General features: G+C 70.4%; 25 protein-coding genes. 17 read left to right on the top strand and 8 right to left on the bottom strand.

The annotated features are described in order from the left end of the window. Nucleotides 1-13 precede the first annotated feature (13 nt). On the top strand, nt 14-1690 hold the full coding sequence (locus tag A5624_RS02250; RefSeq protein ID WP_066860808.1) for a ribonuclease J: 1677 nt from the start codon (nt 14-16) through the stop codon (nt 1688-1690). A 90-nt stretch (nt 1691-1780) separates the two neighbouring features. Here the strand turns inward: A5624_RS02250 and A5624_RS02245 are convergent, their stop codons facing one another. From A5624_RS02245 to A5624_RS02235, 3 genes are read right to left on the bottom strand one after another with little or no spacing between them, the layout of a single operon-like run. Continuing rightward, nucleotides 1781-2653: an SAM-dependent methyltransferase gene (locus A5624_RS02245; protein ID WP_082976065.1), complete on the bottom strand. Its 873-nt coding sequence runs from the start codon at nt 2651-2653 to the stop codon at nt 1781-1783. 5 nt (nt 2654-2658) lie between these two features. Next, a complete protein-coding gene (locus tag A5624_RS02240; RefSeq protein WP_066860805.1) occupies nt 2659-3489 on the bottom strand; it encodes a mycofactocin-coupled SDR family oxidoreductase in 831 nt (276 codons plus the stop codon). After that, nucleotides 3489-3803, bottom strand: coding sequence for a putative quinol monooxygenase (locus A5624_RS02235; protein ID WP_066860802.1), 315 nt, complete (start codon nt 3801-3803; stop codon nt 3489-3491). The genes A5624_RS02240 and A5624_RS02235 overlap by 1 nt, the downstream gene beginning before the upstream one ends. 2 nt (nt 3804-3805) lie before the next feature. Here A5624_RS02235 and A5624_RS02230 point away from each other — a divergent pair, with 2 nt between their 5' ends. Next, the gene (locus tag A5624_RS02230) at nt 3806-6490 is read left to right on the top strand and encodes a DNA translocase FtsK (RefSeq protein ID WP_156748753.1); all 2685 of its coding nucleotides are present in this window, start codon (nt 3806-3808) and stop codon (nt 6488-6490) included. Between the two features lie 51 nt (nt 6491-6541). Here A5624_RS02230 and A5624_RS02225 read toward each other — a convergent pair whose 3' ends face one another. Next, nucleotides 6542-7075: an amino-acid N-acetyltransferase gene (locus A5624_RS02225; RefSeq protein WP_066860799.1), complete on the bottom strand. Its 534-nt coding sequence runs from the start codon at nt 7073-7075 to the stop codon at nt 6542-6544. A gap of 38 nt (nt 7076-7113) precedes the next feature. Here A5624_RS02225 and pgsA point away from each other — a divergent pair, with 38 nt between their 5' ends. The 4 genes from pgsA (at nt 7114) to A5624_RS02205 (ending at nt 9919) form a co-directional block, all read left to right on the top strand. After that, nucleotides 7114-7722: a CDP-diacylglycerol--glycerol-3-phosphate 3-phosphatidyltransferase gene (gene pgsA, locus A5624_RS02220; protein ID WP_066860946.1), complete on the top strand. Its 609-nt coding sequence runs from the start codon at nt 7114-7116 to the stop codon at nt 7720-7722. A 108-nt stretch (nt 7723-7830) separates the two neighbouring features. After that, the gene (gene clgR / locus A5624_RS02215) at nt 7831-8157 is read left to right on the top strand and encodes a transcriptional regulator ClgR (RefSeq protein WP_066860796.1); all 327 of its coding nucleotides are present in this window, start codon (nt 7831-7833) and stop codon (nt 8155-8157) included. 123 nt (nt 8158-8280) lie between these two features. Then, nucleotides 8281-9099: a phage shock protein PspA gene (gene pspA / locus A5624_RS02210; RefSeq protein WP_066860793.1), complete on the top strand. Its 819-nt coding sequence runs from the start codon at nt 8281-8283 to the stop codon at nt 9097-9099. Nucleotides 9100-9109: 10 nt separating this feature from the next. Then, entirely contained in the window at nt 9110-9919 is an 810-nt protein-coding gene (locus A5624_RS02205; RefSeq protein WP_066860790.1) for a hypothetical protein, read from the top strand. 16 nt (nt 9920-9935) lie between these two features. Here the strand turns inward: A5624_RS02205 and A5624_RS02200 are convergent, their stop codons facing one another. Beyond that, a complete protein-coding gene (locus A5624_RS02200) occupies nt 9936-10367 on the bottom strand; it encodes a limonene-1,2-epoxide hydrolase (protein WP_066860787.1) in 432 nt (143 codons plus the stop codon). Between the two features lie 50 nt (nt 10368-10417). Here A5624_RS02200 and A5624_RS02195 point away from each other — a divergent pair, with 50 nt between their 5' ends. From A5624_RS02195 to A5624_RS02185, 3 genes are read left to right on the top strand one after another with little or no spacing between them, the layout of a single operon-like run. Then, on the top strand, nt 10418-11584 hold the full coding sequence (locus tag A5624_RS02195; protein WP_066860943.1) for a glycosyltransferase: 1167 nt from the start codon (nt 10418-10420) through the stop codon (nt 11582-11584). 49 nt (nt 11585-11633) lie between these two features. Continuing rightward, complete coding sequence (locus A5624_RS02190) at nt 11634-11906, top strand: hypothetical protein (RefSeq protein WP_066860784.1); 273 nt, start codon at nt 11634-11636, stop codon at nt 11904-11906. A 41-nt stretch (nt 11907-11947) separates the two neighbouring features. After that, a complete protein-coding gene (locus A5624_RS02185) occupies nt 11948-12154 on the top strand; it encodes a DUF3046 domain-containing protein (protein ID WP_067023057.1) in 207 nt (68 codons plus the stop codon). A 20-nt stretch (nt 12155-12174) separates the two neighbouring features. On the opposite strand, the gene A5624_RS02180 is transcribed toward A5624_RS02185, so the two are convergent. Further along, nucleotides 12175-12801, bottom strand: a complete 627-nt coding sequence (locus tag A5624_RS02180) for a flavodoxin family protein (protein ID WP_066860941.1) — start codon at nt 12799-12801, stop codon at nt 12175-12177. 54 nt (nt 12802-12855) lie between these two features. Continuing rightward, nucleotides 12856-13515, bottom strand: a complete 660-nt coding sequence (locus tag A5624_RS02175) for a (2Fe-2S)-binding protein (RefSeq protein WP_066860778.1) — start codon at nt 13513-13515, stop codon at nt 12856-12858. 232 nt (nt 13516-13747) lie between these two features. Between A5624_RS02175 and recA the strand changes: the two genes are divergently transcribed. From recA to A5624_RS02155, 4 genes are read left to right on the top strand one after another with little or no spacing between them, the layout of a single operon-like run. Continuing rightward, nucleotides 13748-14800 (top strand): recombinase RecA, encoded by a 1053-nt coding sequence (gene recA, locus A5624_RS02170; protein WP_066860775.1) that lies wholly within the window; start codon nt 13748-13750, stop codon nt 14798-14800. Further along, nucleotides 14766-15287 carry a recombination regulator RecX gene (gene recX / locus A5624_RS02165; protein ID WP_066860771.1) on the top strand — a complete coding sequence of 174 codons (522 nt, stop codon included), beginning with the start codon at nt 14766-14768 and terminating at the stop codon, nt 15285-15287. The genes recA and recX overlap by 35 nt, the downstream gene beginning before the upstream one ends. Before the next feature lie 59 nt (nt 15288-15346). Next, entirely contained in the window at nt 15347-16858 is a 1512-nt protein-coding gene (miaB, locus tag A5624_RS02160; RefSeq protein ID WP_197518903.1) for a tRNA (N6-isopentenyl adenosine(37)-C2)-methylthiotransferase MiaB, read from the top strand. Continuing rightward, a complete protein-coding gene (locus A5624_RS02155) occupies nt 16855-17475 on the top strand; it encodes a hypothetical protein (RefSeq protein ID WP_066860768.1) in 621 nt (206 codons plus the stop codon). Before miaB ends, A5624_RS02155 begins: the two co-directional genes overlap by 4 nt. Before the next feature lie 5 nt (nt 17476-17480). Here the strand turns inward: A5624_RS02155 and A5624_RS02150 are convergent, their stop codons facing one another. Then, nucleotides 17481-18809, bottom strand: a complete 1329-nt coding sequence (locus A5624_RS02150; protein WP_066860765.1) for a DUF349 domain-containing protein — start codon at nt 18807-18809, stop codon at nt 17481-17483. Between the two features lie 589 nt (nt 18810-19398). Here A5624_RS02150 and A5624_RS02145 point away from each other — a divergent pair. From A5624_RS02145 to dapF, 4 genes are read left to right on the top strand one after another with little or no spacing between them, the layout of a single operon-like run. After that, nucleotides 19399-20376 carry a DMT family transporter gene (locus A5624_RS02145; RefSeq protein WP_066860762.1) on the top strand — a complete coding sequence of 326 codons (978 nt, stop codon included), beginning with the start codon at nt 19399-19401 and terminating at the stop codon, nt 20374-20376. Nucleotides 20377-20403: 27 nt separating this feature from the next. Beyond that, the gene (locus A5624_RS02140; protein WP_066860759.1) at nt 20404-21096 is read left to right on the top strand and encodes a hypothetical protein; all 693 of its coding nucleotides are present in this window, start codon (nt 20404-20406) and stop codon (nt 21094-21096) included. Nucleotides 21097-21101: 5 nt separating this feature from the next. After that, a complete protein-coding gene (gene miaA / locus A5624_RS02135) occupies nt 21102-22046 on the top strand; it encodes a tRNA (adenosine(37)-N6)-dimethylallyltransferase MiaA (RefSeq protein WP_066860935.1) in 945 nt (314 codons plus the stop codon). A gap of 4 nt (nt 22047-22050) precedes the next feature. After that, complete coding sequence (dapF, locus tag A5624_RS02130; protein WP_066860932.1) at nt 22051-22923, top strand: diaminopimelate epimerase; 873 nt, start codon at nt 22051-22053, stop codon at nt 22921-22923. The last annotated feature ends 34 nt before the right edge of the window (nt 22924-22957 follow it).

Genomic DNA, 22957 nt, shown 5'->3' with positions numbered 1-22957 from the left:
GAGTTTCCGAGAAGTGGATGTAGACCTCGCCCCGCCAGGCCCCTTGGCCACGGGAGGGTTGCGGGTCACCGCTCTTGGCGGCATCAGCGAAATCGGCCGCAACATGACGGTTTTCGAGCATTTGGGTCGGCTGCTGATCATCGACTGCGGGGTGATGTTCCCCACCCACGACGAGCCCGGGGTCGATCTGATCCTGCCGGATCTGCGCCACATCGAAGACCGGCTCGACGACATCGAGGCGCTGGTGCTCACCCACGCCCACGAGGACCACATCGGCGGCATTCCCTTCCTGCTCAAGCTGCGCCCCGACATCCCGGTCGTCGGTTCGAAGTTCACGCTGGCGCTGGTCGCGGCGAAATGCCGCGAGCATCGCCTCAAGCCGGTGTTCGTCGAGGTGGCCGAGGGCCAGAAGAGCAGTCACGGCGTATTCGAATGCCAGTACTTCGCCGTCAACCACTCCATCCCCGACGCGCTGGCGATCGCCGTACACACCGGTGCCGGAACCGTCCTGCACACCGGTGACATCAAGCTCGACCAGCTTCCCCTGGACGGCCGCCCCACCGACCTGCCCGGCATGTCCCGGCTCGGTGACGCCGGGGTGGACCTGTTCCTGTGTGATTCGACCAATGCCGAGCACCCGGGCGTCGGCCCGTCGGAAAGCGAAGTGGGCCCGACGCTGCACCGGCTGATCCGTGGCGCCGACGGCCGCGTCATCGTGGCATGCTTTGCCTCCAACGTCGACCGCGTGCAGCAAATCATCGACGCCGCAGTCGCATTGGGCCGGCGGGTCTCGTTCGTCGGCCGATCCATGGTGCGCAACATGGGCATCGCCCGCGAACTCGGGTTCCTGCGGGTGGCCGACTCGGACGTGATCGACATCGGCGCCGCCGAGATGATGCCGCCCGAGCAGGTGGTGCTGATCACCACCGGCACGCAGGGCGAACCGATGTCGGCGTTGTCGCGGATGTCGCGCGGCGAGCACCGCAGCATCACCCTGACCGCCGGTGACCTGGTGGTGCTGGCGTCGTCGCTGATCCCGGGCAACGAGGAGGCGGTCTACGGCGTCATCGACGAGCTCGCCAAGATCGGTGCCCGCGTCGTCACCAATGCCCAAGCGCGCGTGCATGTTTCGGGGCACGCCTACGCCGGGGAATTGCTGTTCCTGTACAACGGGATTCGGCCGCGCCACGTCATGCCCGTGCACGGGACCTGGCGCATGCTGCGCGCCAACTCCAAACTCGCGGCCCGCACCGGCGTGCCGGAGGAGTCGATCCTGCTGGCCGAGAACGGCGTGAGCGTCGACCTGGTGGCGGGCAAGGCCTCCATCGCCGGCGCGGTGCCGGTGGGCAAGATGTTCGTCGACGGCCTGATCAACGGCGACGTCGGCGACATCACCCTGGGCGAGCGGCTCATCCTGTCGTCGGGCTTCGTGGCGGTGACCGTCATCGTCACCCGCGGCACCGGTCGCCCGGTCGCCCCGCCGCACCTGCAATCGCGCGGATTCTCCGAGGACCCCAAGGCGCTCGAACCCGCCGTGCGCCGGGTCGAGGCCGAACTGGAAGCGCTTGCGGCCGAGAACATCACCGATCCGGGCCGCATCGCTCAGGGCGTGCGGCGCACCGTCGGCAAGTGGGTGGGCGAGACCTACCGCCGCCAGCCGATGATCGTGCCGACCGTCATCGAGGTCTGAACTCGGCGTCTGGGCCGCGAAACTTAACTCATTGCGGTGATGACCGGCGTGTCGTCGCAGACGTTTAAGTGTCGCGCAGGGACGCTGCACTCAGATCTTCTCGGCGTAGGCCGACCACTCCAGTTGCGAGGCCTTGAGTTTGCGGCCGGTGGGCTCGACGTAGCGCTGCACGAGCTCGTCGGGACCGGCCTGCTCCACCAGCCGCCAGCCGTATTCGCCGAGGAACGCGGCCACCTCGTCGGGCTGCAGACCGAAATGCCACAGTTGCCGCCGCTGGCGCACGGTGCGGTACAGGGTGCGGGTGCCATACCGGTTGGTGCCGTCGATGAAATCCCTACGCACATAGGTGAACACCAACCGGCTGCCGGGCGCGGTCGCTCGCAGCCCGTCCAGGGTGCGCCGCACGGTCGCCTCGGTGAGGTACTGGGTGACGCCCTCGCAGATGAAGAACACCCGGTAGTCGGTGCGATAACCGTGCTCGGCCAGCGCGGTGAGCAGGTCGTCATGCTCGAGGTTCAACGCCACCAACCGAACCGACAGCGGCAGCTCGCCGAGCACCCGGCGGACCGTCTTGAACTTGCGCGCGACGTTCACCGGCAGATCGACCTCGAACACCGGGATGCGGACCCGCCGCGTCAGCAGGTAGGCGCGGGTGTCCAGGCCCGCGCCGAGGATGACGACGGCGTTGATGTCGTCGAGCGACTCCTTGAGCTTGTCGGCGATAAAACGCTTGCGGCAGGCCAGGTTTGCCCACAAGCCCGGACCGGTGAACTCCGAGCCGCGGATCAGCGCCCGGCGCACCGGGGCGAACCGGGTGGCTCCGACCAGCCACCGCAGCGGGGCGGGCAAGAACAGCTCCGCGAAGTCGTCGTCGACCAGGCGGCGGCCGGGCGCCTCGTTCTGCTCGACGGCGGCCAGCACCATCGGACCAAATGCCGTCTGCGCAACCAGGTTTCGGGCCATGGCGGCTACTTGTTCAGGAATCCCGCGTCGACGGGCAGGGTCACGCCGGTGATGTAGCGAGCCTGGTCGGACACCAGCCACGCCACCGCGTTGGCGACGTCCTCGACGTCGAGCACCTCCACCGGCATGGCGTTGCCCATGGCGCCCGGCGTGTCGGTCGCGGCGGCCATCTTCGCCAGCCACTCGCGGGTGAACTCGTTGTTGATCATCGGCGTCTCGACCCCGGACGGATGGATCGAGTTGACCCGAATCATCTGTCCCGCAAGCAGATTCGCATAGACCCGCATCAACCCGACCACCCCGTGCTTGGCGGCGGCATAGCCGACGGAACCGGCGTCGGGGCCGCTGACCCCGGCCAGCCCCGCGCTCGAGCTGATCAGCACGATCGACCCGCCGGTGCCCTGCTTGACCATCGTGGGTATCGCGACCTTGATGGTGTGGTAGACGCCGGTCAGGTTGACGTTGATGACGTCGTGCCAGCCGTCGTCGCCGGACTGCATGGGGGCGATGCCGGCGTTGGCCACCACGATGTCCAGCCGGCCGAACTCGTCCAGGCCGGCCTGCAGTGCCGCCGACAGCGATTCGCGGTCGCGGACGTCGCCACGAGAGGCCACGATCCGGGAGCCGGTGTCTTCCACCAGCTTCACGGTGGCCGCCAGGTCTTCGGGCGTGGCCAGGGCGTAGGGCACGCTGGCGATCTGGTCGCACAGGTCGACGGCGATGATGTCCGCGCCGTCGGCGGCCAGCCGCACCGCGTGCGCGCGGCCCTGCCCGCGCGCCGCGCCGGTGATGAAGGCGACCTTGCCCGTCAGGGGCCCTTCCGACGACCTGGCCATCAGGGCCGCAACTGTCCTTTGGCCGGATCGCCCGCCGGGACCGGTTGCAGCATCTTGATGTCGGGCGCCCCGTCCAGGTGCTCGCCGGCCGCGGTGAACATCTTGGTGACCGCCGGGGCGGTGCTGTGCGCCTTGAGCGCCTCGGCGTCGGCCCACTGCTCGACGAAGACGAAGGTCTCGCCCGATTCGTGCACGGCATACAGCTGGCAGCCCGGCTCCTCGTGCACCTCCACGGCCGCGGTTTTGAGGATGTCGCGAACGGTGTCGACCGACTCGGGTTTGACGGTCAAGGTGGCGACGACGACGACGGGCATTGATGGCCTCCTGGGCGCTCCGGGTGGGTGACGAGCACGACTTCTCGCAACCGGATGTCACCCTACTCACGCGATGTGAGGGCCGATTCGGGCCATGCCGGACAAGCCGGGCCGTTACCAGTGTGGCGGGTGGTGTAGATGATGCCGTTGCGACTACGCTTGCCGGCATGCCCAGTAAGACCGCCGCCCGCTCCGGAAGCCGAACGAGCAGGTCAAAGGCCACATCGCGGCCCAGCCGGTCCCGGGGAGCGCGCCCGGCGGCGCCCCGCAAGAAGTCCGGCAAGCCCGCCAGGCGGCGTAACCAGGCCCCGCTGGTTTCCGCCGGGCTGACCTGCGGTCGCGCCATGCGCGCCATCTGGATGATGGCCGCGCGGGGAACGGGCGGCGCGGCCCGGTCGATCGGGCGCGCCCACGACATCGACCCGGGGCATCGCCGCGATGGCATCGCGCTGCTGCTGCTGGGCTTTTCGGTGGTGGTGGCCGCCAGTTCGTGGTTCCACGCCGCCGGGCCGGTCGGGACGTGGGTCGACACGGCGCTGCGGACCTTCATCGGCGCGGGTGTGCTCGCGCTGCCGGTCGTCACCGCCGCGGTGGCGGTGACGCTGATGCGCACCGAGCCGAACCCCGACGTGCGGCCCCGGCTGATCCTGGGCGCCAGCCTGATCGCCCTGTCGGTGCTCGGGTTGCGCCACCTGTGGTCCGGTTCGCCGGGCGACCCCGAAGCGCGCCGCCGCGCGGCCGGTTTCATCGGCTTCGCCATCGGCGGGCCGCTCTCGGACGGGCTCACCCCGTGGATCGCGGCGCCGCTGTTGTTCATCGGCTTCATGTTCGGCCTGCTGCTGCTGACCGGCACCACGATCCGCGAGGTGCCCGTGGTGATGCGCAAGCTGTTCCACACCCGGTTCGTCGACGAGGACTACGACGACGAGCCGTACGACTACGCCGACGAGTTCGACGACTTTAAGGACGCTGCCGCGGCGGACCGCGACGACTACCACGACGAGGCGCCTGCCGTCCCCGACGAGGCGCCGCCGCCGGCCTGGTCACCCGACGACGACGCCCAGGCCGCGCTGCAGGACGACATTCCCACCGTGCCCGAGCCCGCGGTCCAGCCCTCGTCGCGGGGCCGCAAGCGCGGGCGGTCGGCGGACAAGCACGACACCGTCGAGCTGGACCGGGTCGTCGAGGGCCCCTACACGCTGCCCTCGCTGAACCTGCTGGTCGCCGGGGACCCACCCAAGAAGCGCAGCGCCGCCAACAACGTCATGGCCGACGCCATCACCGAGGTGCTGACCCAGTTCAAGGTGGACGCCGCCGTCACCGGCTGCACCCGCGGACCGACCGTCACCCGCTACGAGGTCGAGCTGGGGCCGGGCGTGAAGGTCGAGAAGATCACCGCGCTGCAGAAGAACATCGCCTATGCGGTGGCCACCGAGAGCGTGCGCATGCTGGCCCCGATCCCGGGCAAGTCCGCGGTCGGCATCGAGGTGCCCAACACCGACCGAGAGATGGTGCGGCTGGCCGACGTGCTCACCGCGCCGTCGACCCGGCGCGACCACCACCCGCTGGTGATCGGGCTGGGCAAGGACATCGAGGGCGACTTCATCTCGGCCAACCTGGCCAAGATGCCGCACCTGCTGGTCGCCGGTTCCACGGGATCCGGTAAGTCCAGCTTCGTCAACTCGATGCTGATCTCGCTGCTGGCCCGGGCCACCCCCGAGGAGGTCAGGATGATCCTGATCGACCCGAAGATGGTGGAACTCACGCCTTACGAAGGCATTCCGCACCTGATCACTCCGATCATCACCCAGCCCAAGAAGGCGGCGGCCGCGCTGGCGTGGCTGGTCGAGGAGATGGAGCAGCGCTACCAGGACATGCAGGCCTCCCGGGTGCGCCACATCGACGACTTCAACGAGAAGGTGCGCTCCGGCGCAATCACCGCGCCGCTGGGCAGTCAGCGCGAGTACCGGCCCTACCCGTATGTGGTGGCGATCGTCGACGAGCTGGCCGACCTGATGATGACCGCCCCGCGCGACGTCGAGGACGCCATCGTGCGGATCACCCAGAAGGCCCGCGCCGCCGGCATTCACCTGGTGCTGGCCACCCAGCGGCCGTCGGTGGACGTGGTCACCGGGCTGATCAAGACCAACGTGCCGTCGCGGCTGGCGTTTGCGACGTCGTCGCTGACCGACAGCCGCGTCATCCTGGACCAAGCAGGCGCGGAAAAGCTGATCGGCATGGGCGACGGCCTGTTCCTGCCGATGGGCGCGGGCAAGCCGATCCGGCTGCAGGGCGCATACATCACCGACGAGGAGATCCACGCCGTCGTCACCGCCTGCAAGGACCAGGCCGAACCGGAGTACACCGAGGGCGTCACCGCCGCCAAGCCCACCGGCGAACGCACCGACGTCGACCCCGACATCGGCGACGACATGGACGTGTTCCTGCAGGCAGTCGAGCTGGTGGTGTCCAGCCAGTTCGGTTCGACGTCGATGCTGCAGCGCAAGCTGCGCGTCGGCTTCGCCAAGGCCGGCCGGCTGATGGACCTGATGGAGACCCGCGGGATCGTCGGGCCGTCGGAGGGCTCCAAGGCGCGTGAGGTGCTGATCAAGCCCGACGAACTGGCCGGAACGCTGGCGCTGATCCGCGGCGGCAGCGATGCCAACGGATCCGACGAAGACGAGTAGCGGCGATCGCGAGGGCGGCGCAGCCGGGCGATGCGGGTCGCCGCCATCGAGCTAGAGCACCAGCAGCATCCGGGAGTTGCCGAGGATGTTGGGCTTGACGTAGCTGAGGTCCAGGAACTCGGCGACACCGATGTCATACGACCGGCACATCTCCTCGAACACCTCGGCGGTCACGGGCGTGCCCTCGATCTCGGTGAACCCGTGCCGGGCGAAGAACTCGGTTTCGAACGTCAACACGAACAGCCGCTTCAGGGCCAGCTCGCGAGCGACCTCGAGCAGCCGGTCGACGATCGCGTGGCCGATGCCGTGGCCGGTCATCGCCGGATCCACCGCGACGGTGCGGATCTCGCCGAGGTCGGACCACATCACGTGCAGGGCGCCGCAACCGACCACCCGGCCCTCGTGCTCGGCCACCCAGAACTCCTGCACGGCCTCGTACAGCGTCACCAAATTCTTCTCGAGCAGGATCTTTCCGGCGTAGGTGTCGACCAGGTGCTTGATGGCCGGAACATCGGATGTTCGCGCGCGCCGAACCAGCGGCCGATAACGCTCTGGACTTCTGCTCACGGCTAACAGTATCGACATCTCGGACGGCTGTGCTGGTCAACCGTTATTCTGTTGCCGTGTCGGGGCAGCCGCAGACGGGTCCGTTAACCGGACCGCCGGGCCGCGCAAACATCGCCAATCTCGCCAATACGCTGACCCTGTTGCGGCTGGTGCTGGTGCCGGTCTTCCTGCTCGCCCTGTTCGCCGGCGACGGCCGCGAAAGCGGCTTCCGCGTAATCGCTTTCGTCATCTTCGCGATCGCCTGCATCACCGATCGGCTGGACGGCCTGCTGGCCCGCAACTACGGCATGGCGACCGAATTCGGCGCGTTCGTCGATCCGATCGCCGACAAGACGCTGGTGGGCTCGGCGCTGATCGGGCTTTCGATGCTCGGGGAGCTGCCCTGGTGGGTCACGGTGCTGATCCTGACGCGCGAATTCGGGGTGACCGTGCTGCGGCTGGCCGTGATTCGCCGCGGCGTCATCCCGGCCAGCTGGGGCGGCAAACTCAAGACCGTCGTGCAGGTGCTGGCCATCGGCTTGTTCGTGCTGCCCTGGACGGGAACCCCGGGGCCGTTCCGGGTGGTCGCGGCGGTGGTGATGGGCGCGGCGATCGTGCTGACGGTGATCACCGGCATCGACTACGTCGTGTCGACGGTGCGGGAAGTCCGCCGCACGCCCGGTTGATTCTCCGGCCCCGACCGGGAACCAGACCACCGCTCTCGGCGTTCACCTAGTGAGCACCTGCCGCAGCAGTGCGTGCCGCGCAGGGCCGACCGGACGAAGGAGGGCGGGATGGCGCCATTGGTGCGCGAGGTCATCGGCGACGTGCTGCGCGAGGCCCGCACGACACAGGGCCGCACGTTGCGCGAGGTCTCCGATTCGGCGCGGGTGAGCCTCGGCTACCTGTCCGAGGTGGAGCGCGGCCGCAAGGAGCCCTCCAGCGAGCTGCTGAACGCGATCTGCGACGCGCTGGACGTGCCGTTGTCGTCGGTTCTCATCCACGCCGGCGAGCGGATGGCCAGCGAGGAGCGCACGGCCGTCGGCGCGCCCGCGGACGGCGCGAGCGGCACCAGCATCAAGGTCGTCATCCCACCGGTGGCCTCGTTGGCGTTGGCCTGAGCGCCGGGCACCGATCCCGCGTAAGGGGTGGGGCGATCGGCGCCGACCCACTAAATTGAGCGACAGGCGCAGAGCCCTCAGGCCCACCCGGGGATCCTCAAGAAGCGAAGGCGGAGCTAACTCATGGCCAATCCGTTCGTCAAGGCGTGGAAGTACCTCACGGCGCTGTTCAACGCCAAGATCGACGAGCACGCCGACCCCAAAGTGCAGATCCAGCAGGCCATCGAGGAAGCGCAACGCACGCACCAGGCGCTGACCCAGCAGGCCGCGCAGGTCATCGGCAACCAGCGGCAGCTGGAGATGCGGCTCAACCGTCAGCTGGCGGACGTGGAGAAGCTGCAGGTCAACGTGCGTCAGGCGTTGACGCTGGCCGACCAGGCCACCGCGGCCGGGGACGCCGCCAAGGCGACCGAGTACAACAACGCCGCCGAGGCGTTCGCCGCCCAGCTGGTAACCGCCGAGCAGAGCGTCGAAGACCTCAAGACGCTGCACGACCAGGCGCTGGGCGCGGCCGCGCAGGCCAAGAAGGCCGTCGAGCAGAACGCCATGGTGCTGCAGCAGAAGATCGCCGAGCGCACCAAGCTGCTCAGCCAGCTCGAGCAGGCCAAGATGCAGGAGCAGGTGAGCGCCTCGCTGCAGTCGATGAGCGATCTCGCCGCCCCCGGCAACGTGCCCAGCCTCGACGAGGTGCGCGACAAGATCGAGCGACGGTACGCCAACGCGATCGGGGCCGCCGAGCTCGCGCAGGGGTCGGTGCAGGGCCGGATGCTCGAGGTCGAGCAGGCCGGGGTGCAGATGGCCGGTCATTCCCGGCTCGAGCAGATTCGCGCCTCGATGCGCGGGGAGGCCCTGCCGACCGGCGGGACGCCGGCCGCGGGGACGACGCCCGCGCCCGCGGAGAGCGCCGGCGGCTCGGTGACCGAGAAGCCACTTGGCCAGTAGCCGAAGCGTCATGGCGGTGAAGGCGTCGCGGCCCGGTCCGTGGCGCGCGTTCCTGCACCGCGGACTGGCCACCGCCGCCGACCTGTCCGACCTGGTGGCCCGCAAGCTCAGCGCGGCCGCGGACCCGCGCGCACGCCAGTTGCGGCGCCGTCGTCGCGCGCTGCGCTGGGGCCTGATCTTCAGCGCGGGCTGTGTGTTCTGGGCGGCGGTGACGATGCTGCTGGCGGCCTGGGGCTGGTTCGCGCTGCTACTCGAAATCACCGGCGGCGTCGCGGTGTTCATGGCGATCCCGGCGACGCTGTTGCTGCTTCGCTATCGCTGGCTGCGCTCCGAGCCGCTGCCGGTGCCGCGGGCCACCACTGTGCGCCGGCTGCCGCCGCCGGGTTCGGCGGCGCGCCCGGCGATGTACGCGCTGGGCGCCTCCGAGCGTGGATTTTCCTCCCTGGTGGCGGTGATCGAGCGGGGCGCGATGTTGCCGGCCGCCGAGATCCGCGACCTGACCGCCGCCGCCACCAGAACCTCGGCCGCCATGGCGTCCACCGCCGCGCAGGTGGTGTCGATGGAGCGGGCGGCCGAAGCCAGCGCGGAATCGCGGACGTATCTGGTGCCCACCATCAACGCGTTCACCGCCCAGCTGTCTGCGGGCGTTCGCCAATACAACGAAATGGTCACCGCGGCAGCGCAATTGGTGTCCTCGGCGAACGGCGACGGATCGGCCGCGTCGCAGCACTACCGCGCGGAGCTGGCCGGGGCGACGGACCGGCTGCTCGGTTGGGCGCAGGCCTTCGACGAACTCGGCGGGCTGCGGGGAACCGGCTAGTCGCCGAGAAGCGTTGTCAGAACGTCGCTTTCAGCGACGGCACCAACAGCGCCGCCAGGCCGCGCGCGGTGGCCTTGAGCATGTCGAAGAAGTCAAAGTAATCCCGCCACAACGTGATTCGCCCGTTCTGGACCTCGAACACGCCGCACACCCAGAACTGCAGACGCAGCGGGCCGAAGATCAGCGCGTCGGTGCGTTCGGTCAGCACCGCGCCGCCGTCGGCCGCGATGCGGTGGATCTTCACCTCGAAGGCCGCGCGGCCCTCCATCTGGCGAAACAGTTTGATGGCCCTGGCCCGGCCATGGATGGTGGGCAGGCCGACGTTCTCGTAGACGAGGTCGTCGGCCAGCGCGGCGCCCGCGGCGTCGTAATCCGCCTCCTGCAGCGCGTTCAGGAAGCCTTCGACCGTACGGGTGTTCGCAACGGTTGTCCCAGTCAGCTCGGTCATCTTGTCAGCGTAGGCGCGTGGCCGCGGGGCGCTATGGCAGGGTGAGCACGATGCGCGTCGCCGTGGTCGCCGGGCCGGATCCCGGGCATTCGTTCCCGGCGATTGCGCTGTGCCAACGCTTCGCCGAAGCCGGTGACGAACCCACGATCTTCACCGGCGCCGAATGGCTCGACGCCGCCCGCGGCGCCGGCATCGACGCCGTCGCGCTGGACGGGCTGGCCGCCACCGACGGCGACGTCGACGCCGGCGCCAGGATTCACCGGCGCGCCGCGCGGATGGCGGTACTCAACGTGCCCGCGCTGCGCGAACTCGCGCCCGACCTGGTGGTGTCCGACGTCATCACCGCCGGCGGCGGCATGGCCGCCGAACTGCTGGGCATCCCGTGGATCGAGCTCAACCCGCACCCGCTGTACCTGCCGTCGAAAGGTCTGCCGCCGATAGGCAGTGGGCTGGCGCCGGGCACCGGCATCCGGGGCCGGCTGCGCGACGCCACCATGCGCGCGCTGACGGCGCGGTCCTGGCGGGCCGGGCTGCGGCAACGGTCGGCTTCCCGCGTCGAGATCGGCCTGCCGGCCCGCGATCCCGGGCCGCTGCGGCGGCTGATCGCGACGCTGCCCGCGCTGGAGGTCCCCCGCCCGGACTGGCCGGCCGAGGCCGTCCTGGTCGGGCCGTTGCACTTCGAACCGACCGACCGCGTCCTCGAGGTTCCGGCCGGCTCCGGGCCGGTGGTGGTCATCGCGCCGTCGACCGCACTGATCGGGACGGAAGGCCTGGCCGAAGTCGCGTTGGAGTGCTTGACGCCGGGGGAGACGATGCCGGCGGGCTCGCGCCTGCTGGTGTCGCGGCTGGACGGACCGGAGCTCGCGGTGCCGCCGTGGGCGGCGGTCGGGCTGGGGCGTCAGGACGAGCTGCTCGCGCACGCCGACCTGGTGATCTGCGGCGGCGGCCACGGCATGGTGGCCAAGACGCTGCTGGCCGGCGTGCCGCTGGTGGTGGTGCCCGGCGGCGGCGACCAGTGGGAGATCGCCAACCGGGTGCTGCGCCAGGGCAGCGCGCGGCTGATCCGCCCGCTGACCGCCGACGCGTTGGTGGCCGCGGTCAACGAGGTGCTGTCGTCGCCCCGCTACCGGGCCGCGGCGCAGGCCGCGGCCGCCGGCATCGCCGACGTCGCCGATCCGGTCCGGGTGTGCCGCGACGCGCTTGCGGTGGCCGGATGAACCGCGGCGCCCCGGGCCGGTGGCCCTATGCTTCGGCGGGAGGCACTCGATGAGGACCATCACGACAATCGCCGCCGGCACCCTGCTGGCCGGCTCGCTGGGCGGCGCCGCCGTCGCGCACGCCGACAGTCCCGAGGAACAGCAGGCCTGCCAGTTGCTGGACGATCCGGCCGCCGCGCAACAGGGACTCGCTCCGGCCGAATACACCTTCATGCAATTGCGGGCCACCATGTCGGCCCAACGCGCGCGCGACATCATGTCGATTGCGGTCCAGGAGGACTGCCCGAATCACATCGTCGATCTGCCGGCCAGCTGGAGGTAGGCGGGCCGCCCGCTCAGGTGTCCGATCCATGTGCGCTGGGTATGTTGACTGGCGTGCGGCTAACGGAGTTTCACGAGCGGGTGGTGCTGCGCTTCGGCACCACGTACGGGTCTTCGGTCCTGGTGGATCACGTGCTGAGCGGCTTTGGCGGGCGCACCGCCGCCCAGGCCATCGAGGCCGGCATCGAGCCGCGCGACGTGTGGCGGGCGTTGTGCGTCGACTTCGACGTGCCGCGCGAACAGTGGTGATCGCCACGCGCTATTCGTAGTTATTCGTAGGCCGGGTAGCCGTTCTGCCGCAGCACGGTGGCCAGGTGCACGGCGTTGCGCGCCGCATTTCCGGTGGCCGACGCGACCGGCTCGGGGACGCCGTCGAGGTCGGTGTAGTCGGTGCCCTGCATCGCCTCGCCGTTCCAGTAGGTGCAGCCCTGCGCGGCGATCGAGAACCCGATGTCGTTGAGCGCCTGAAACAGGTCGGCCACGATCTTGTGCGCCCCGTCCTCGTTGCCCACGACCGCGGCCAGCGCCACCTTGCCCACCATCGCCGGTCGGCCCGCGTCGTCGGTGTCGGACAGCTCGGCATCGAGGCGCTCCAGGACGCGCTGGGCGACGCTGGACATGTGGCCGACCCAGGTGGGCGTCGACACGATGACGATGTCCGCCGATTTGATCTTGTCCAGCAGCGCCGGCCACTCGTCGCCGGGACCCATGTCCGCCTCGACCCCGGGCAGCAGCGCCAGGTCCACGCAGCGCACCTTCTCACCCTCGACGCCCGCGCTGCGCAGCTGATCGAGCAACTGGTCGGCGAGCAGTTCGCTGCTGGACGGCGCCGGGCTCTTCTTCAACGAGCAGACCAACGCGATGGCGCGCAGGGACGGGGTTGCGGCTGAGGACATGGTGCTCACGTACCCCGACCGGGCAACGACAAACGAGGCCCGCGCCCGAGCGGCCTATCCCGGCACCCGGTGCAGCACGCAATCACCGCACAGCGAACCCGCGGGCAGCCGATAGAAGAGGCAGCAGCTGCGGCGCCGGAATCCCAGCTGCGGGCCGGTGATGACACCGGATCCGGCCAGCACGCCGGTGTCCAGCAGCGACCCGGTCAGCTCGGTGGTCTTGCGGTGCAGGTCGGGCCGCGCCGCCACCAGGGCCCGTGCGACGCCCACCAGCGCGGAGGCGATGTTGCCCGCGAGCAGGGCGGGCGCCAGGTTGACCCGCAGGCCGGCGGCGAGCGGTTGCAGGTGTTCTTCGACGACCACCCGGTACAGCGCGTCGTGCGAATCGACGGGCTGCCCGACGGGCCTGGGCAGTCGTAACCGGGCGTCGTCGTCGGCGCGTTGCAGGTCATCGAGGTCGGGGACGACGCCGTGGCCGATCGCGCAGGCGAGCACCGGTGACCACAGCCGGGTGGCGTGGGCGAGGTGGACCAGCGACGCGCCGATCCGCAGGTCCGTCGTGTGGTAGCGGCGGGCGGTGGCGTCGATCAGGTCGGCGCAGCCGTCGGCGTAGGACCGCGCGACCGGATGCCATCCCGCCGGGTCCCCACCCACGGTCAGCGCGAAAAAGCCTCCGTAGGAAGCCGTTTCGGCCAGCTGGGGGGAGATGTCCATGGGTTCGCGACCGCCTCTCGGGGGGATCCGCCCCCGAAGAGGCCCGTCGGCGCCTTTCGATCGCCGATGTTGCCACACGCGCCGGGGCGCAACGGCGTGTCGAACTTGAATCGAACACCTGTTCGGCTAGTGTGGTGAGCGTTCGGCCAGTCAACTTGTCGGTGACCTTCTCTAGTGTCACCGCCAACCGACCGATACCGGTCAGACGAACACCGACTATAGGAGAGACACCATGGCGCAAGCCCCCGACCGCGAGAAGGCTCTCGAACTGGCGATGGCCCAGATCGAAAAGAGCTACGGCAAAGGCTCGGTGATGCGTCTCGGCGACGAGACGCGTCAGCCGATTTCGATCATCCCCACCGGATCCATCGCGCTGGACGTGGCCCTGGGCATCGGCGGGCTGCCCCGTGGCCGGGTCGTGGAGATCTACGGCCCGGAATCGTCGGGTAAGACCACGGTCGCCCTGCACGCGGTGGCCAACGCCCAGGCCGCCGGCGGCGTCGCCGCCTTCATCGACGCCGAGCACGCCCTGGACCCGGAGTACGCCAAGAAGCTCGGCGTGGACACCGATTCCCTGCTGGTCAGCCAGCCCGACACGGGGGAGCAGGCCCTCGAGATCGCCGACATGCTGATCCGCTCCGGCGCGCTGGACATCCTGGTCATCGACTCGGTGGCCGCGCTGGTGCCGCGCGCCGAGCTCGAAGGCGAGATGGGCGACAGCCACGTCGGGCTGCAGGCCCGGCTGATGAGCCAGGCGCTGCGCAAAATGACTGGCGCGCTGAACAATTCGGGCACCACCGCGATCTTCATCAACCAGTTGCGCGAGAAGATCGGGGTGATGTTCGGCAGCCCCGAAACCACCACGGGTGGAAAGGCGTTGAAGTTCTACGCGTCGGTGCGCATGGACGTGCGCCGGATCGAGACGCTCAAGGACGGCACCAACGCGGTCGGTAACCGCACCCGGGTCAAGATCGTCAAGAACAAGGTGGCGCCGCCCTTCAAGCAGGCCGAGTTCGACATCCTCTACGGCCAGGGGGTCAGCCGGGAAGGCTCGCTGATCGACATGGGCGTGGAGCAGGGCTTCATCCGCAAGTCCGGCTCCTGGTTCACCTATGAGGGCGAGCAACTCGGCCAGGGCAAGGAGAACGCCCGCACGTTCCTGAAGGAAAACGACGAAGTCGCCAACGAGATCGAGAAGAAGATCAAGGAAAAGCTCGGCATTGGCGCGGTCGTGACCGATGGCTTGTCCGATGACAGCGTCCTGCCCGCCCCCGTCGACTTCTGAGCCCTCCCGCGAGGAGCAGGCGCGAGCGCTGTGCCTGCGCCTGCTCACCGCGAGAGCGCGCACCCGCGCCGAACTGCGCGGCCGGCTGGCCAAGCGCGGCTATCCCGACGACGTCAGTGCGCGGGTGCTCGACCGGTTGGCCTCCGTTGGCCTGATCGACGACGCCGACTTCGCCCAGCAGTGGGTGCAGTCCCGCCGGACCCACGCCGGGAAAAGCAAGCGCGCCTTGGCCGCCGAACTGCACACCAAGGGCGTCGACAACGACGTGATCACCTCGGTGCTCGCCGGGATCGACGCCGGCGCCGAGCGGGACCGGGCGGAGCAGTTGGTCCGGTCCAAGCTGCGCCGGGAAACGCTGAACGACGACGATGCCCGGGTGACCCGCAGGCTGGTGGGGATGCTGGCGCGCCGTGGCTACAGCCAGAACATGGCGTGCGAGGTCGTCTTCGCCGAGCTGGCCGCCGAGCGGGAGCGGCGCCGGGTCTAGCCCTGACGTGCGGTTTCTCGCGTGCCGACCGGCCGCCGTACCATGGCCGGGTGACTTCGATGGTGCGAGAGACCGTGGCGGCGGACGCCGCACCGGCGCGCACCTACCAAGTCCGCACCTACGGCTGCCAGATGAACGTCCACGACTCGGAGCGGTTGGCGGGCCTGCTGGAAGCGGCCGGATACCGACGCGCGGCCGAGGGTGCCGACGCGGACGTCGTCGTGTTCAACACCTGCGCGGTCCGGGAGAACGCCGACAACAAGCTGTACGGCAACCTCAGCCACCTGGCGCCCCGCAAGCGCGGCAATCCCGAGATGCAGATCGCCGTCGGCGGCTGCCTGGCCCAAAAGGACCGCGACGCGCTGCTGCGCAAGGCGCCCTGGGTCGACGTCATCTTCGGCACGCACAACATCGGGTCGCTGCCCACCCTGCTGGAGCGGGCCCGGCACAACCAGGTCGCCCAGGTGGAAATCGCCGAGGCGCTGCAGGAGTTTCCGTCGTCACTGCCCAGCGCTCGCGAATCCGCCTATGCCGCTTGGGTTTCCATCTCGGTCGGATGCAACAACAGCTGCACGTTCTGCATCGTCCCGTCGCTGCGGGGCAAGGAGGTCGACCGCAGCCCGGACGACATCCTGGCCGAGGTCAGGTCACTGGTGGCCGACGGCGTGCTCGAGGTCACGCTGCTGGGCCAGAACGTCAACGCCTACGGGGTGTCCTTCGCCGACCCGGCGCTGCCGCGGGACCGCGGCGCCTTCGCCCGCCTGCTGCGGGCCTGCGGCGACATCGACGGGCTGGAGCGGGTGCGGTTCACCTCGCCGCACCCGGCCGAATTCACCGATGACGTCATCGAGGCCATGGCGCAGACGCCCAATGTCTGCCCCGCGCTGCACATGCCGCTGCAGTCCGGGTCGGACCGGGTGCTGCGCGCGATGCGGCGCTCGTACCGCGCCGAGCGCTACCTCGGCATCATCGACCGGGTCCGGGCCGCCATGCCGCACGCCGCCATCACCACCGACCTGATCGTCGGGTTCCCCGGTGAGACCGAAGCGGACTTCGCGGCCACGCTGGACGTGGTGCGGGCGGCCCGCTTTTCGGCCGCGTTCACCTTCCAGTACTCCAAGCGGCCCGGCACCCCGGCCGCTGAACTCGACGGGCAGATCCCGAAAGCCGTTGTGCAGGAACGCTATGACCGGCTGATCGAGCTGCAGGAGGCGATCTCGCTGGAGGGCAACCAGGCGTTGATCGGTCAGACGGTCGAATTGTTGGTCGCCACCGGCGAAGGGCGCAAGGACAGCCGCACCGCCCGGATGAGCGGGCGGGCCCGCGACGGCCGGCTGGTGCACTTCGCCGTCGACACACCGGGCGACATCAGGCCCGGCGACATCGTCACCACGGCGATCACCGGGGCCGCGCCCCACCACCTCATCGCCGACGCGGGCGTCCTCACCCATCGCCGCACCCGGGCGGGTGATGCCCAGGCCGCCGGGCAGCGCCCACGCGGCATCGGCCTTGGCATGCCCGCCCTCGGGCCGCCCATCGGCCCGGCCGAACCCCTTGGATGTGCACGATGAAAAAAGAGACGAACAACGAAGATTTGCAGCTCGGCGCCCTGCGCACCGAGATCGAGGCCGCCGAACGCCGGGTGGCTCGCGGAATCGACCCGGGCCCGCGGGCCTTCTTCGTGTCGATCCTGGTGTTCGTGCTGCTGGCGTCGTTTGTCTTGCCGCACACCGGCGACGTGCGCGGCTGGGACGTGCTGTTCGGTAGCCACCACGCCGGTGCGGCCGCCGTGGCTTTGCCGTCGCGGGTGTTCGCCTGGCTGGCGCTGGTGTTCGGCGTGGGCTTCTCGATGCTGGCGCTGGTGACGCGGCGCTGGGCGCTGGCCTGGGTCGCGCTGGCCGGCACCGCCATCGCGGGCGCCGCGGGCATGCTGGCGATCTGGTCGCGCCAGACCGTCTCCGCGGGCCACCCGGGGCCGGGCTGGGGTCTGATCGTCGCCTGGCTGACCGTGCTCGTGCTGACCTACCACTGGGCGCGGGTGGTCTGGTCGCGCACCATCGTGCAACTGGCCGCCGAGGAGCAGCGGCGCCGCGTCGCGGCCGCGCAGCAGTCGACCTCGCTGCTGGACGGTCTGGACGAGCCCGCCGCCGGGACCACCGACGACCCCGGACCGACCAAGGGCGCCTGAGGGCGCTAAGGCTTGCGGGTCAGGGCCTCAACGGCCGCCTGCGCCCACTGCCGCCACTGCTCGGCGTTGGCTCGAGCCTCGTCGGCCTCCTTGGTCCGGCCCGCCGCGGCGGCCTTCTGAGCCTGCTGTTCGTACTGCTCGGCGCGGGCCTGGAACTGCTCGGCGCGGGCCTGCGCCTGCGGGTCGGACCAGCCGACGTCGCCGGCGTCGCGCACCTTCTTCTCGACCGCGCGCAGCCGCCGCTCCAACTCGGCGGACCGCTCGCGCGGCACCTTGCCAATCGCATCCCACTTCTCGGTGATCGCGCGCAGCGCCGCGCGGGCGGCGTCGTGGTTGCTGGTGTCGAGCTTCTCCGCCTCGGCCAGCAGCGCCTCTTTGGCGGCCGCGTTGGCCCGGAACTCCGCGTCCTTTTCCGCCGTCACGGCGTTGCGGGCGGTGAAGAACACGTCCTGGGCGGCCTTGAAACGCCGCCACAAGGCGTCGTCGACCTCCCGCGTCGCCCGCCCGGCCGCCTTCCACTCGGTCAGCAGTTTGCGGAATTCCGCGCTGGTCGCGGTCCAGTCGGTCGAGTCGGACAGCTCCTCGGCCCGCTCGCACAGGCGTTCCTTGGCCTGGCGGATCCCCGAGCGCTCCCGGTCCAGCTCGGCGAAGTGCGATCCCCGCCGCCGGTTGAACGCCTCCCGAGCCGCCGAATAGCGCTTCCACAACGCGTCGTCGACCTTGCGGTCCACGCCGGTGATCGTCTTCCACTCGTCGAGGATCGCGCGGAACCGGTCGCCGGTGGCCTTCCACTGCGTCGAGTTGGCGGCCAACTCCTCGGCCTCCGCGGCCAGCGCCTCCTTGCGGGCGGTCTGGGTGGCCCGGTGCTCCTCACGGCGGGAGCGCTCCGCGGCGACCGTCGCCTCGGCGTGCTCGGCGATGGTGGTCAACCGGCCCGCCAGCGCATCGATGTCACCCAGCACGGCCGCCGTCGGCAGCGTCTCGGCCAGCTCGGCCGCGTGCGCCTTGATCTTGCGCGCGTCACCACTTCCCGACGCCAGGCGCTCCTCCATCAGGGTGACCTCGGTGGCCAGGTCATCGAAGCGCCGGCCGAAGTGGGCGAACGCCGCCTCCCGGTCGCCGGCCTGCCAGGAGCCGATGATGCGCTCGCCGGCGCTGCTGATCAGCCACACTGTGCCGTCGTCGTCCACGCGGCCGAACTGGTGCGGATTGCTGGGCGGCGGCATCACCAGCGGGTGCGCGGTGGTGGGTCGCGGTGTCGGCCGGGGGCCGGGACGCGGCCCCGGGCGCGGCACTGGCCGAGCCGAATCGTCGCGAGGCTCGTCAGACGTCATGCGCTCGTCACTACCTTTCGCAACCTTCCGCGCGGTCCGAGTCCCGCGCACCTGCCGCGCGTAGCGGCACCATAGTCCTGCAGCTGCCGGAACCCCCAGGGTTCGCCCAACAGCCGTCTAACGATATTCAAGCAGCTTGCCCTGCCCCACGCCGCCACCTTGGCATTCCTGACCGGACCGGCACCAGCACGGCGCCGGCACCCTGTGGATGCTTCGGCGGCGGTGGCCATCGCCTCCCCGCCGGCCCGCGACCGCGCGCGTAGCCGCCTTGAGGACCGCGACCGGCGGCGCGCCGGGCGGGCGGGGAGATGTTGTGACACTTGTCCCATCCGGGGCGGCGCGCGGCGGGCGAAAGACGCTGGCAGCGAAAGGCCTTTGCCATCGCGCACAGCTACCTGTGTAGTTCTCTTAGAGTTATCCCACGCGTTGCATAGATTGCTGAAGTAGTAGTTGAACGGTTACCTGCGGCGCAGTTAGCAACGTGTGGAACGTCATAGATTTGTAGTTGAACTGAACGCAAATTGTGCGTGTATTTGCCTGCGCCCCGGGGAAAGCTGGGTCGGACAGTCTAGGGGCGGAGGGGTCGAGAATGTCGAAGGTTGATGTCGCGGCGTTGCTTGCAGTGTGCGCGGCGCTGGCATCCGCGGTCGGCGACGTGATCCGGCAGCGCTCCGCGCACGAGATCACCGACAAGCCGGTCGGCCATCTGGAACTGTTCCGCATGTCGTTGCGGGACGCCCGATGGTGGCTGGGCGGCCTGGCCGCGATCGCCAACTACAGCCTGCAGGCCGCCGCCCTGGCCTGGGGTTCGGTGGTGCTGGTGACCGCCCTGCAGGTGACCGCGCTGCTGTTCGCGCTGCCCATCTACGCGCGCCTCGCCCATCACCGGGTGCAACCCCGGGAGTGGATGTGGGCGCTCATCCTGGCGGCCGCGCTGGCGGTCGTCATCATCGTCGGGGATCCGGCGGCCGGCGTGCAGCGGGCGCCGCTGCAGACCTGGATCATCGTCGCCCTGGTGATGGTGCCGCTGCTGGTGGCCTGCGTGGTGACGGCGCGGCTGCGGGCCGGCAGCCCGTTCGCGGCCGTCCTGCTCGCGGTGGTGGCGGGCTCCTCGCTGGCGCTGTTTGCGGTGCTGACCAAGGGCGTCGTCGAGATGTCCGAGCGCGGCCCGGTGGCCGTGCTGACCTCGCCGGAGTTCGTGCCCTGGCTGCTGGTGGCCCTGTGCGGGATGATCTTCCAGCAATCGGCGTTCCGCGCCGGCGCGCTGACCGCGTCGTTGCCGACGATGACGGTGGCCAAGCCGGTGGTCGCCGGCCTGCTCGGGGTGCTGGTGCTGGGTGAGACGCTGAATGCCCATGGCCCCAAGGCGTTCGTGCTGGTGGGCGCGGTCGCCGTCGTCATCGGCGCCACGATCGCCCTGGCCCGCGGCGAGGCCGCCAGCATCGATCAGTCCGATTCCCGCGGAGACGGTGCCTCGCGAAAAGTGCCGCCCCGGGCGGCACCGACCGAAGGCGACTTCGGCCCCTTCAGTGACCGTCTGGTGGTGGCCGACACCTCCGGGTGGTGACCTCTGCGGCCACGTTAGTTTGGTGGCGTGCTCAGCGCGATCGCGATCGTCCCGTCGGCGCCGGTCCTGGTGCCCGAACTGGCCGGAGCGGCCGCCTCCGAGGTGGCCGAGCTTCTCGCCGCGACGCTTGCCGCGGCGGCGCTGTTGCCCGACCGCTGGGTGGCGATCGGAACGGGTCCTGACGACGACGAGTTCGGTCCCGACACCGTGGGCACGTTCGCCGGTTTCGGCGTCGACGTGCCCGTCCAGTTGTCTCCGCGGCCCCACGACGCCGCGACGCCGGTGCCGCTTCCCGTGTGCGCGTTGCTGGCCGGGTGGGTGCGTGGCCAGGCGCAGCCGCAGGCCAGCGCACGGGTCCGGGTTTACCGCGGCGACCGCGACGCCGCCGCCGCGTGCAAGCTCGGCAACCGCCTGCGCGCGCAGATCGACCGGTCACCCGAGCCGGTCGGGGTGCTGGTGGTGGCCGACGGCGCGAACACGCTGACACCGGCCGCCCCCGGCGGGTACGACCCCAACAACGCCGCCGCGCAAGAGGCCCTGGACGACGCGCTGGCCAGCGGCGACGTCACCGCCCTGCGCCAGCTGCCGGACCAGATCCTGGGACGGGTCGCGTTCCAGGTGCTGGCCGGCCTGGCCGGTCCCGGGCCCCGATCGGCCAAGCAGCTGTACCGCGGAGCGCCCTACGGGGTGGGTTATTTCGCCGGCGCCTGGCAGTTGTGACGGCCGTGCGCCCCCTGGCGATCATCGGGCCCACGGGCACCGGCAAGTCGCAGCTGGCCCTCGACTTCGCCGACCGGGTCGAGCGGCTCGGTGTGCGCGCCGAGATCGTCAATGCCGACGCCATGCAGCTCTATCGCGGCATGGACATCGGCACGGCGAAGCTGCCCGTCGAGGCCCGCCGCGGCATCCCACATCACCAGCTCGACGTCCTCGACGTCACCGAGACCGCGACCGTCGCCCGCTATCAGGGCGCCGCGGCGGCCGACGTCGAAGCGATCGCGGCCCGGGGCGCGCTGCCCGTCATCGTGGGCGGCTCGATGCTCTACATCCAGTCGCTGCTCGACGACTGGTCGTTTCCCGCCACCGATCCCGCGGTGCGCGCCCGCTGGGAGCAGCGGCTGGCCGAGGTGGGGGTGGGCGAGCTGCACGCCGAGCTGGCCCGGCGCGATCCCGCCGCGGCCGCGGCGATCCTGCCCACCGATGCCCGGCGCACCGTGCGCGCCCTGGAGGTGGTCGAGCTGACCGGTCAGCCGTTCGCCGCCTCCGCGCCGCGGATCGGCGCGCCGCGGTGGGACACCGCCATCGTCGGGTTGGACTGCGACACAACGATTCTCGACGACCGGCTGGCGCGGCGCACCGACGCGATGTTCGATCAGGGTCTGGTCGGCGAGGTAATCGGACTGCTGGAGCGGGGTTTGCGCGACGGGGTCACCGCGTCGCGTGCGCTGGGCTACGCGCAGGTGCTCGCCGCCCTGGATGCGGGCGGTCCGGCGGGCCCGGATGCGGATCGGCTGCGCGAGGCGCGCGAGCAGACCTTCGTCGGCACCCGCCGGTACGTGCGGCGCCAGCGGTCCTGGTTTCGCCGGGACCACCGGGTGCAGTGGCTCGATGCCGCCGATCGCGCCCCGCTCGTCGACGCCGCCGTGCGGGCCTGGCGCCACGTATCCTGAGCAGGTGAAATTCGCCAAGGGCCACGGCACCCAGAACGACTTCGTCGTGCTGGCGGACCCGCAGGCCCAGCTGAGCCTGACCGCGCAGCGGGTCGAAGCGCTCTGCGACCGCCGCCGCGGGCTGGGCGCCGACGGGGTGCTGCGGGTCACCACCGCCGGTGCGGCGCGCTCGGCCGGCGTGCTCGACCGGGTGCCCGACGGTGTGGACCCTGGCGACTGGTACATGGACTACCGCAACGCCGACGGATCTGTCGCCCAGATGTGCGGCAACGGCGTGCGGGTCTTCGCGCACTACCTGCGCGCCAGCGGCATGGAGTCCCGCGACGAGTTCGTGGTCGGGTCGCTGGCGGGCCCGCGGCCGGTCGTCGTGCACCGCGCCGACGCGACCACCGCCGACATCAGCGTCGACATGGGCAAGGCCAACACCCTGGGCCCAGGGAACGCGGTCGTTGGCGGGCGGCGGTTCTCCGGCCTGGCGGTCGACGTCGGCAACCCGCACCTGGCCTGTGTGGACCAGGATCTGACGCCCGACGCGCTGGCGGCGCTGGACGTGGCCGCGCCGGTCAGCTTCGACGCGACCCAGTTCCCGGACGGGGTGAACGTCGAGATCGTCACCGCACCCGCCGACGGGGCGGTGCACATGCGCGTGCACGAGCGGGGAGTCGGCGAGACGCGCTCCTGCGGCACCGGAACGGTGGCGGCCGCCGTCGCCGCGCTGGCCGGTGCCGGTGCGGCCACCGGCGCCCTGACCGTCCGGGTGCCCGGCGGCGAGGTCGTCGTCACCATCACCGAGGCCACCAGCTTCCTGCGCGGACCGTCCGTGCTGGTGGCCCAAGGAGAACTCAGCGAGGAATGGTGGCGCGAACAGCAGCGTTAAATCGAGTGCACAAAACCTTTTTCGCGTGCATCAT

It is taken from the genome of Mycobacterium sp. 1482292.6, from assembly GCF_001672995.1.
Taxonomy (GTDB): Bacteria; Actinomycetota; Actinomycetes; order Mycobacteriales; family Mycobacteriaceae; genus Mycobacterium; species Mycobacterium europaeum_A.
Note: the sequence above shows the minus strand (reverse complement) of the source record. Positions and strands in the feature narration are given on the sequence as shown.

Excerpts from the sequence above, each read along its gene's own strand:
- pspA (WP_066860793.1), top strand. The coding sequence starts at position 8,281 with ATGGCCAATCCGTTCGTCAAGGCGTGGAAGTACCTCACGGCGCTGTTC.
- A5624_RS02155 (WP_066860768.1), top strand. The coding sequence starts at position 16,855 with ATGAAAAAAGAGACGAACAACGAAGATTTGCAGCTCGGCGCCCTGCGC.
- A5624_RS02175 (WP_066860778.1), bottom strand. The coding sequence starts at position 13,515 with ATGGACATCTCCCCCCAGCTGGCCGAAACGGCTTCCTACGGAGGCTTT.
- A5624_RS02185 (WP_067023057.1), top strand. The coding sequence starts at position 11,948 with ATGTTGACTGGCGTGCGGCTAACGGAGTTTCACGAGCGGGTGGTGCTG.
- A5624_RS02150 (WP_066860765.1), bottom strand. The coding sequence starts at position 18,809 with ATGACGTCTGACGAGCCTCGCGACGATTCGGCTCGGCCAGTGCCGCGC.
- A5624_RS02205 (WP_066860790.1), top strand. The coding sequence starts at position 9,110 with ATGGCGGTGAAGGCGTCGCGGCCCGGTCCGTGGCGCGCGTTCCTGCAC.
- A5624_RS02235 (WP_066860802.1), bottom strand. The coding sequence starts at position 3,803 with ATGCCCGTCGTCGTCGTCGCCACCTTGACCGTCAAACCCGAGTCGGTC.
- A5624_RS02180 (WP_066860941.1), bottom strand. The coding sequence starts at position 12,801 with ATGTCCTCAGCCGCAACCCCGTCCCTGCGCGCCATCGCGTTGGTCTGC.
- recX (WP_066860771.1), top strand. The coding sequence starts at position 14,766 with ATGACAGCGTCCTGCCCGCCCCCGTCGACTTCTGAGCCCTCCCGCGAG.
- A5624_RS02245 (WP_082976065.1), bottom strand. The coding sequence starts at position 2,653 with ATGGCCCGAAACCTGGTTGCGCAGACGGCATTTGGTCCGATGGTGCTG.
- clgR (WP_066860796.1), top strand. The coding sequence starts at position 7,831 with ATGGCGCCATTGGTGCGCGAGGTCATCGGCGACGTGCTGCGCGAGGCC.
- miaB (WP_197518903.1), top strand. The coding sequence starts at position 15,347 with ATGGTGCGAGAGACCGTGGCGGCGGACGCCGCACCGGCGCGCACCTAC.
- A5624_RS02195 (WP_066860943.1), top strand. The coding sequence starts at position 10,418 with ATGCGCGTCGCCGTGGTCGCCGGGCCGGATCCCGGGCATTCGTTCCCG.
- A5624_RS02190 (WP_066860784.1), top strand. The coding sequence starts at position 11,634 with ATGAGGACCATCACGACAATCGCCGCCGGCACCCTGCTGGCCGGCTCG.
- A5624_RS02240 (WP_066860805.1), bottom strand. The coding sequence starts at position 3,489 with ATGGCCAGGTCGTCGGAAGGGCCCCTGACGGGCAAGGTCGCCTTCATC.
- A5624_RS02230 (WP_156748753.1), top strand. The coding sequence starts at position 3,806 with ATGGCCTCCTGGGCGCTCCGGGTGGGTGACGAGCACGACTTCTCGCAA.
- A5624_RS02145 (WP_066860762.1), top strand. The coding sequence starts at position 19,399 with ATGTCGAAGGTTGATGTCGCGGCGTTGCTTGCAGTGTGCGCGGCGCTG.
- recA (WP_066860775.1), top strand. The coding sequence starts at position 13,748 with ATGGCGCAAGCCCCCGACCGCGAGAAGGCTCTCGAACTGGCGATGGCC.
- A5624_RS02225 (WP_066860799.1), bottom strand. The coding sequence starts at position 7,075 with ATGTCGATACTGTTAGCCGTGAGCAGAAGTCCAGAGCGTTATCGGCCG.
- A5624_RS02200 (WP_066860787.1), bottom strand. The coding sequence starts at position 10,367 with ATGACCGAGCTGACTGGGACAACCGTTGCGAACACCCGTACGGTCGAA.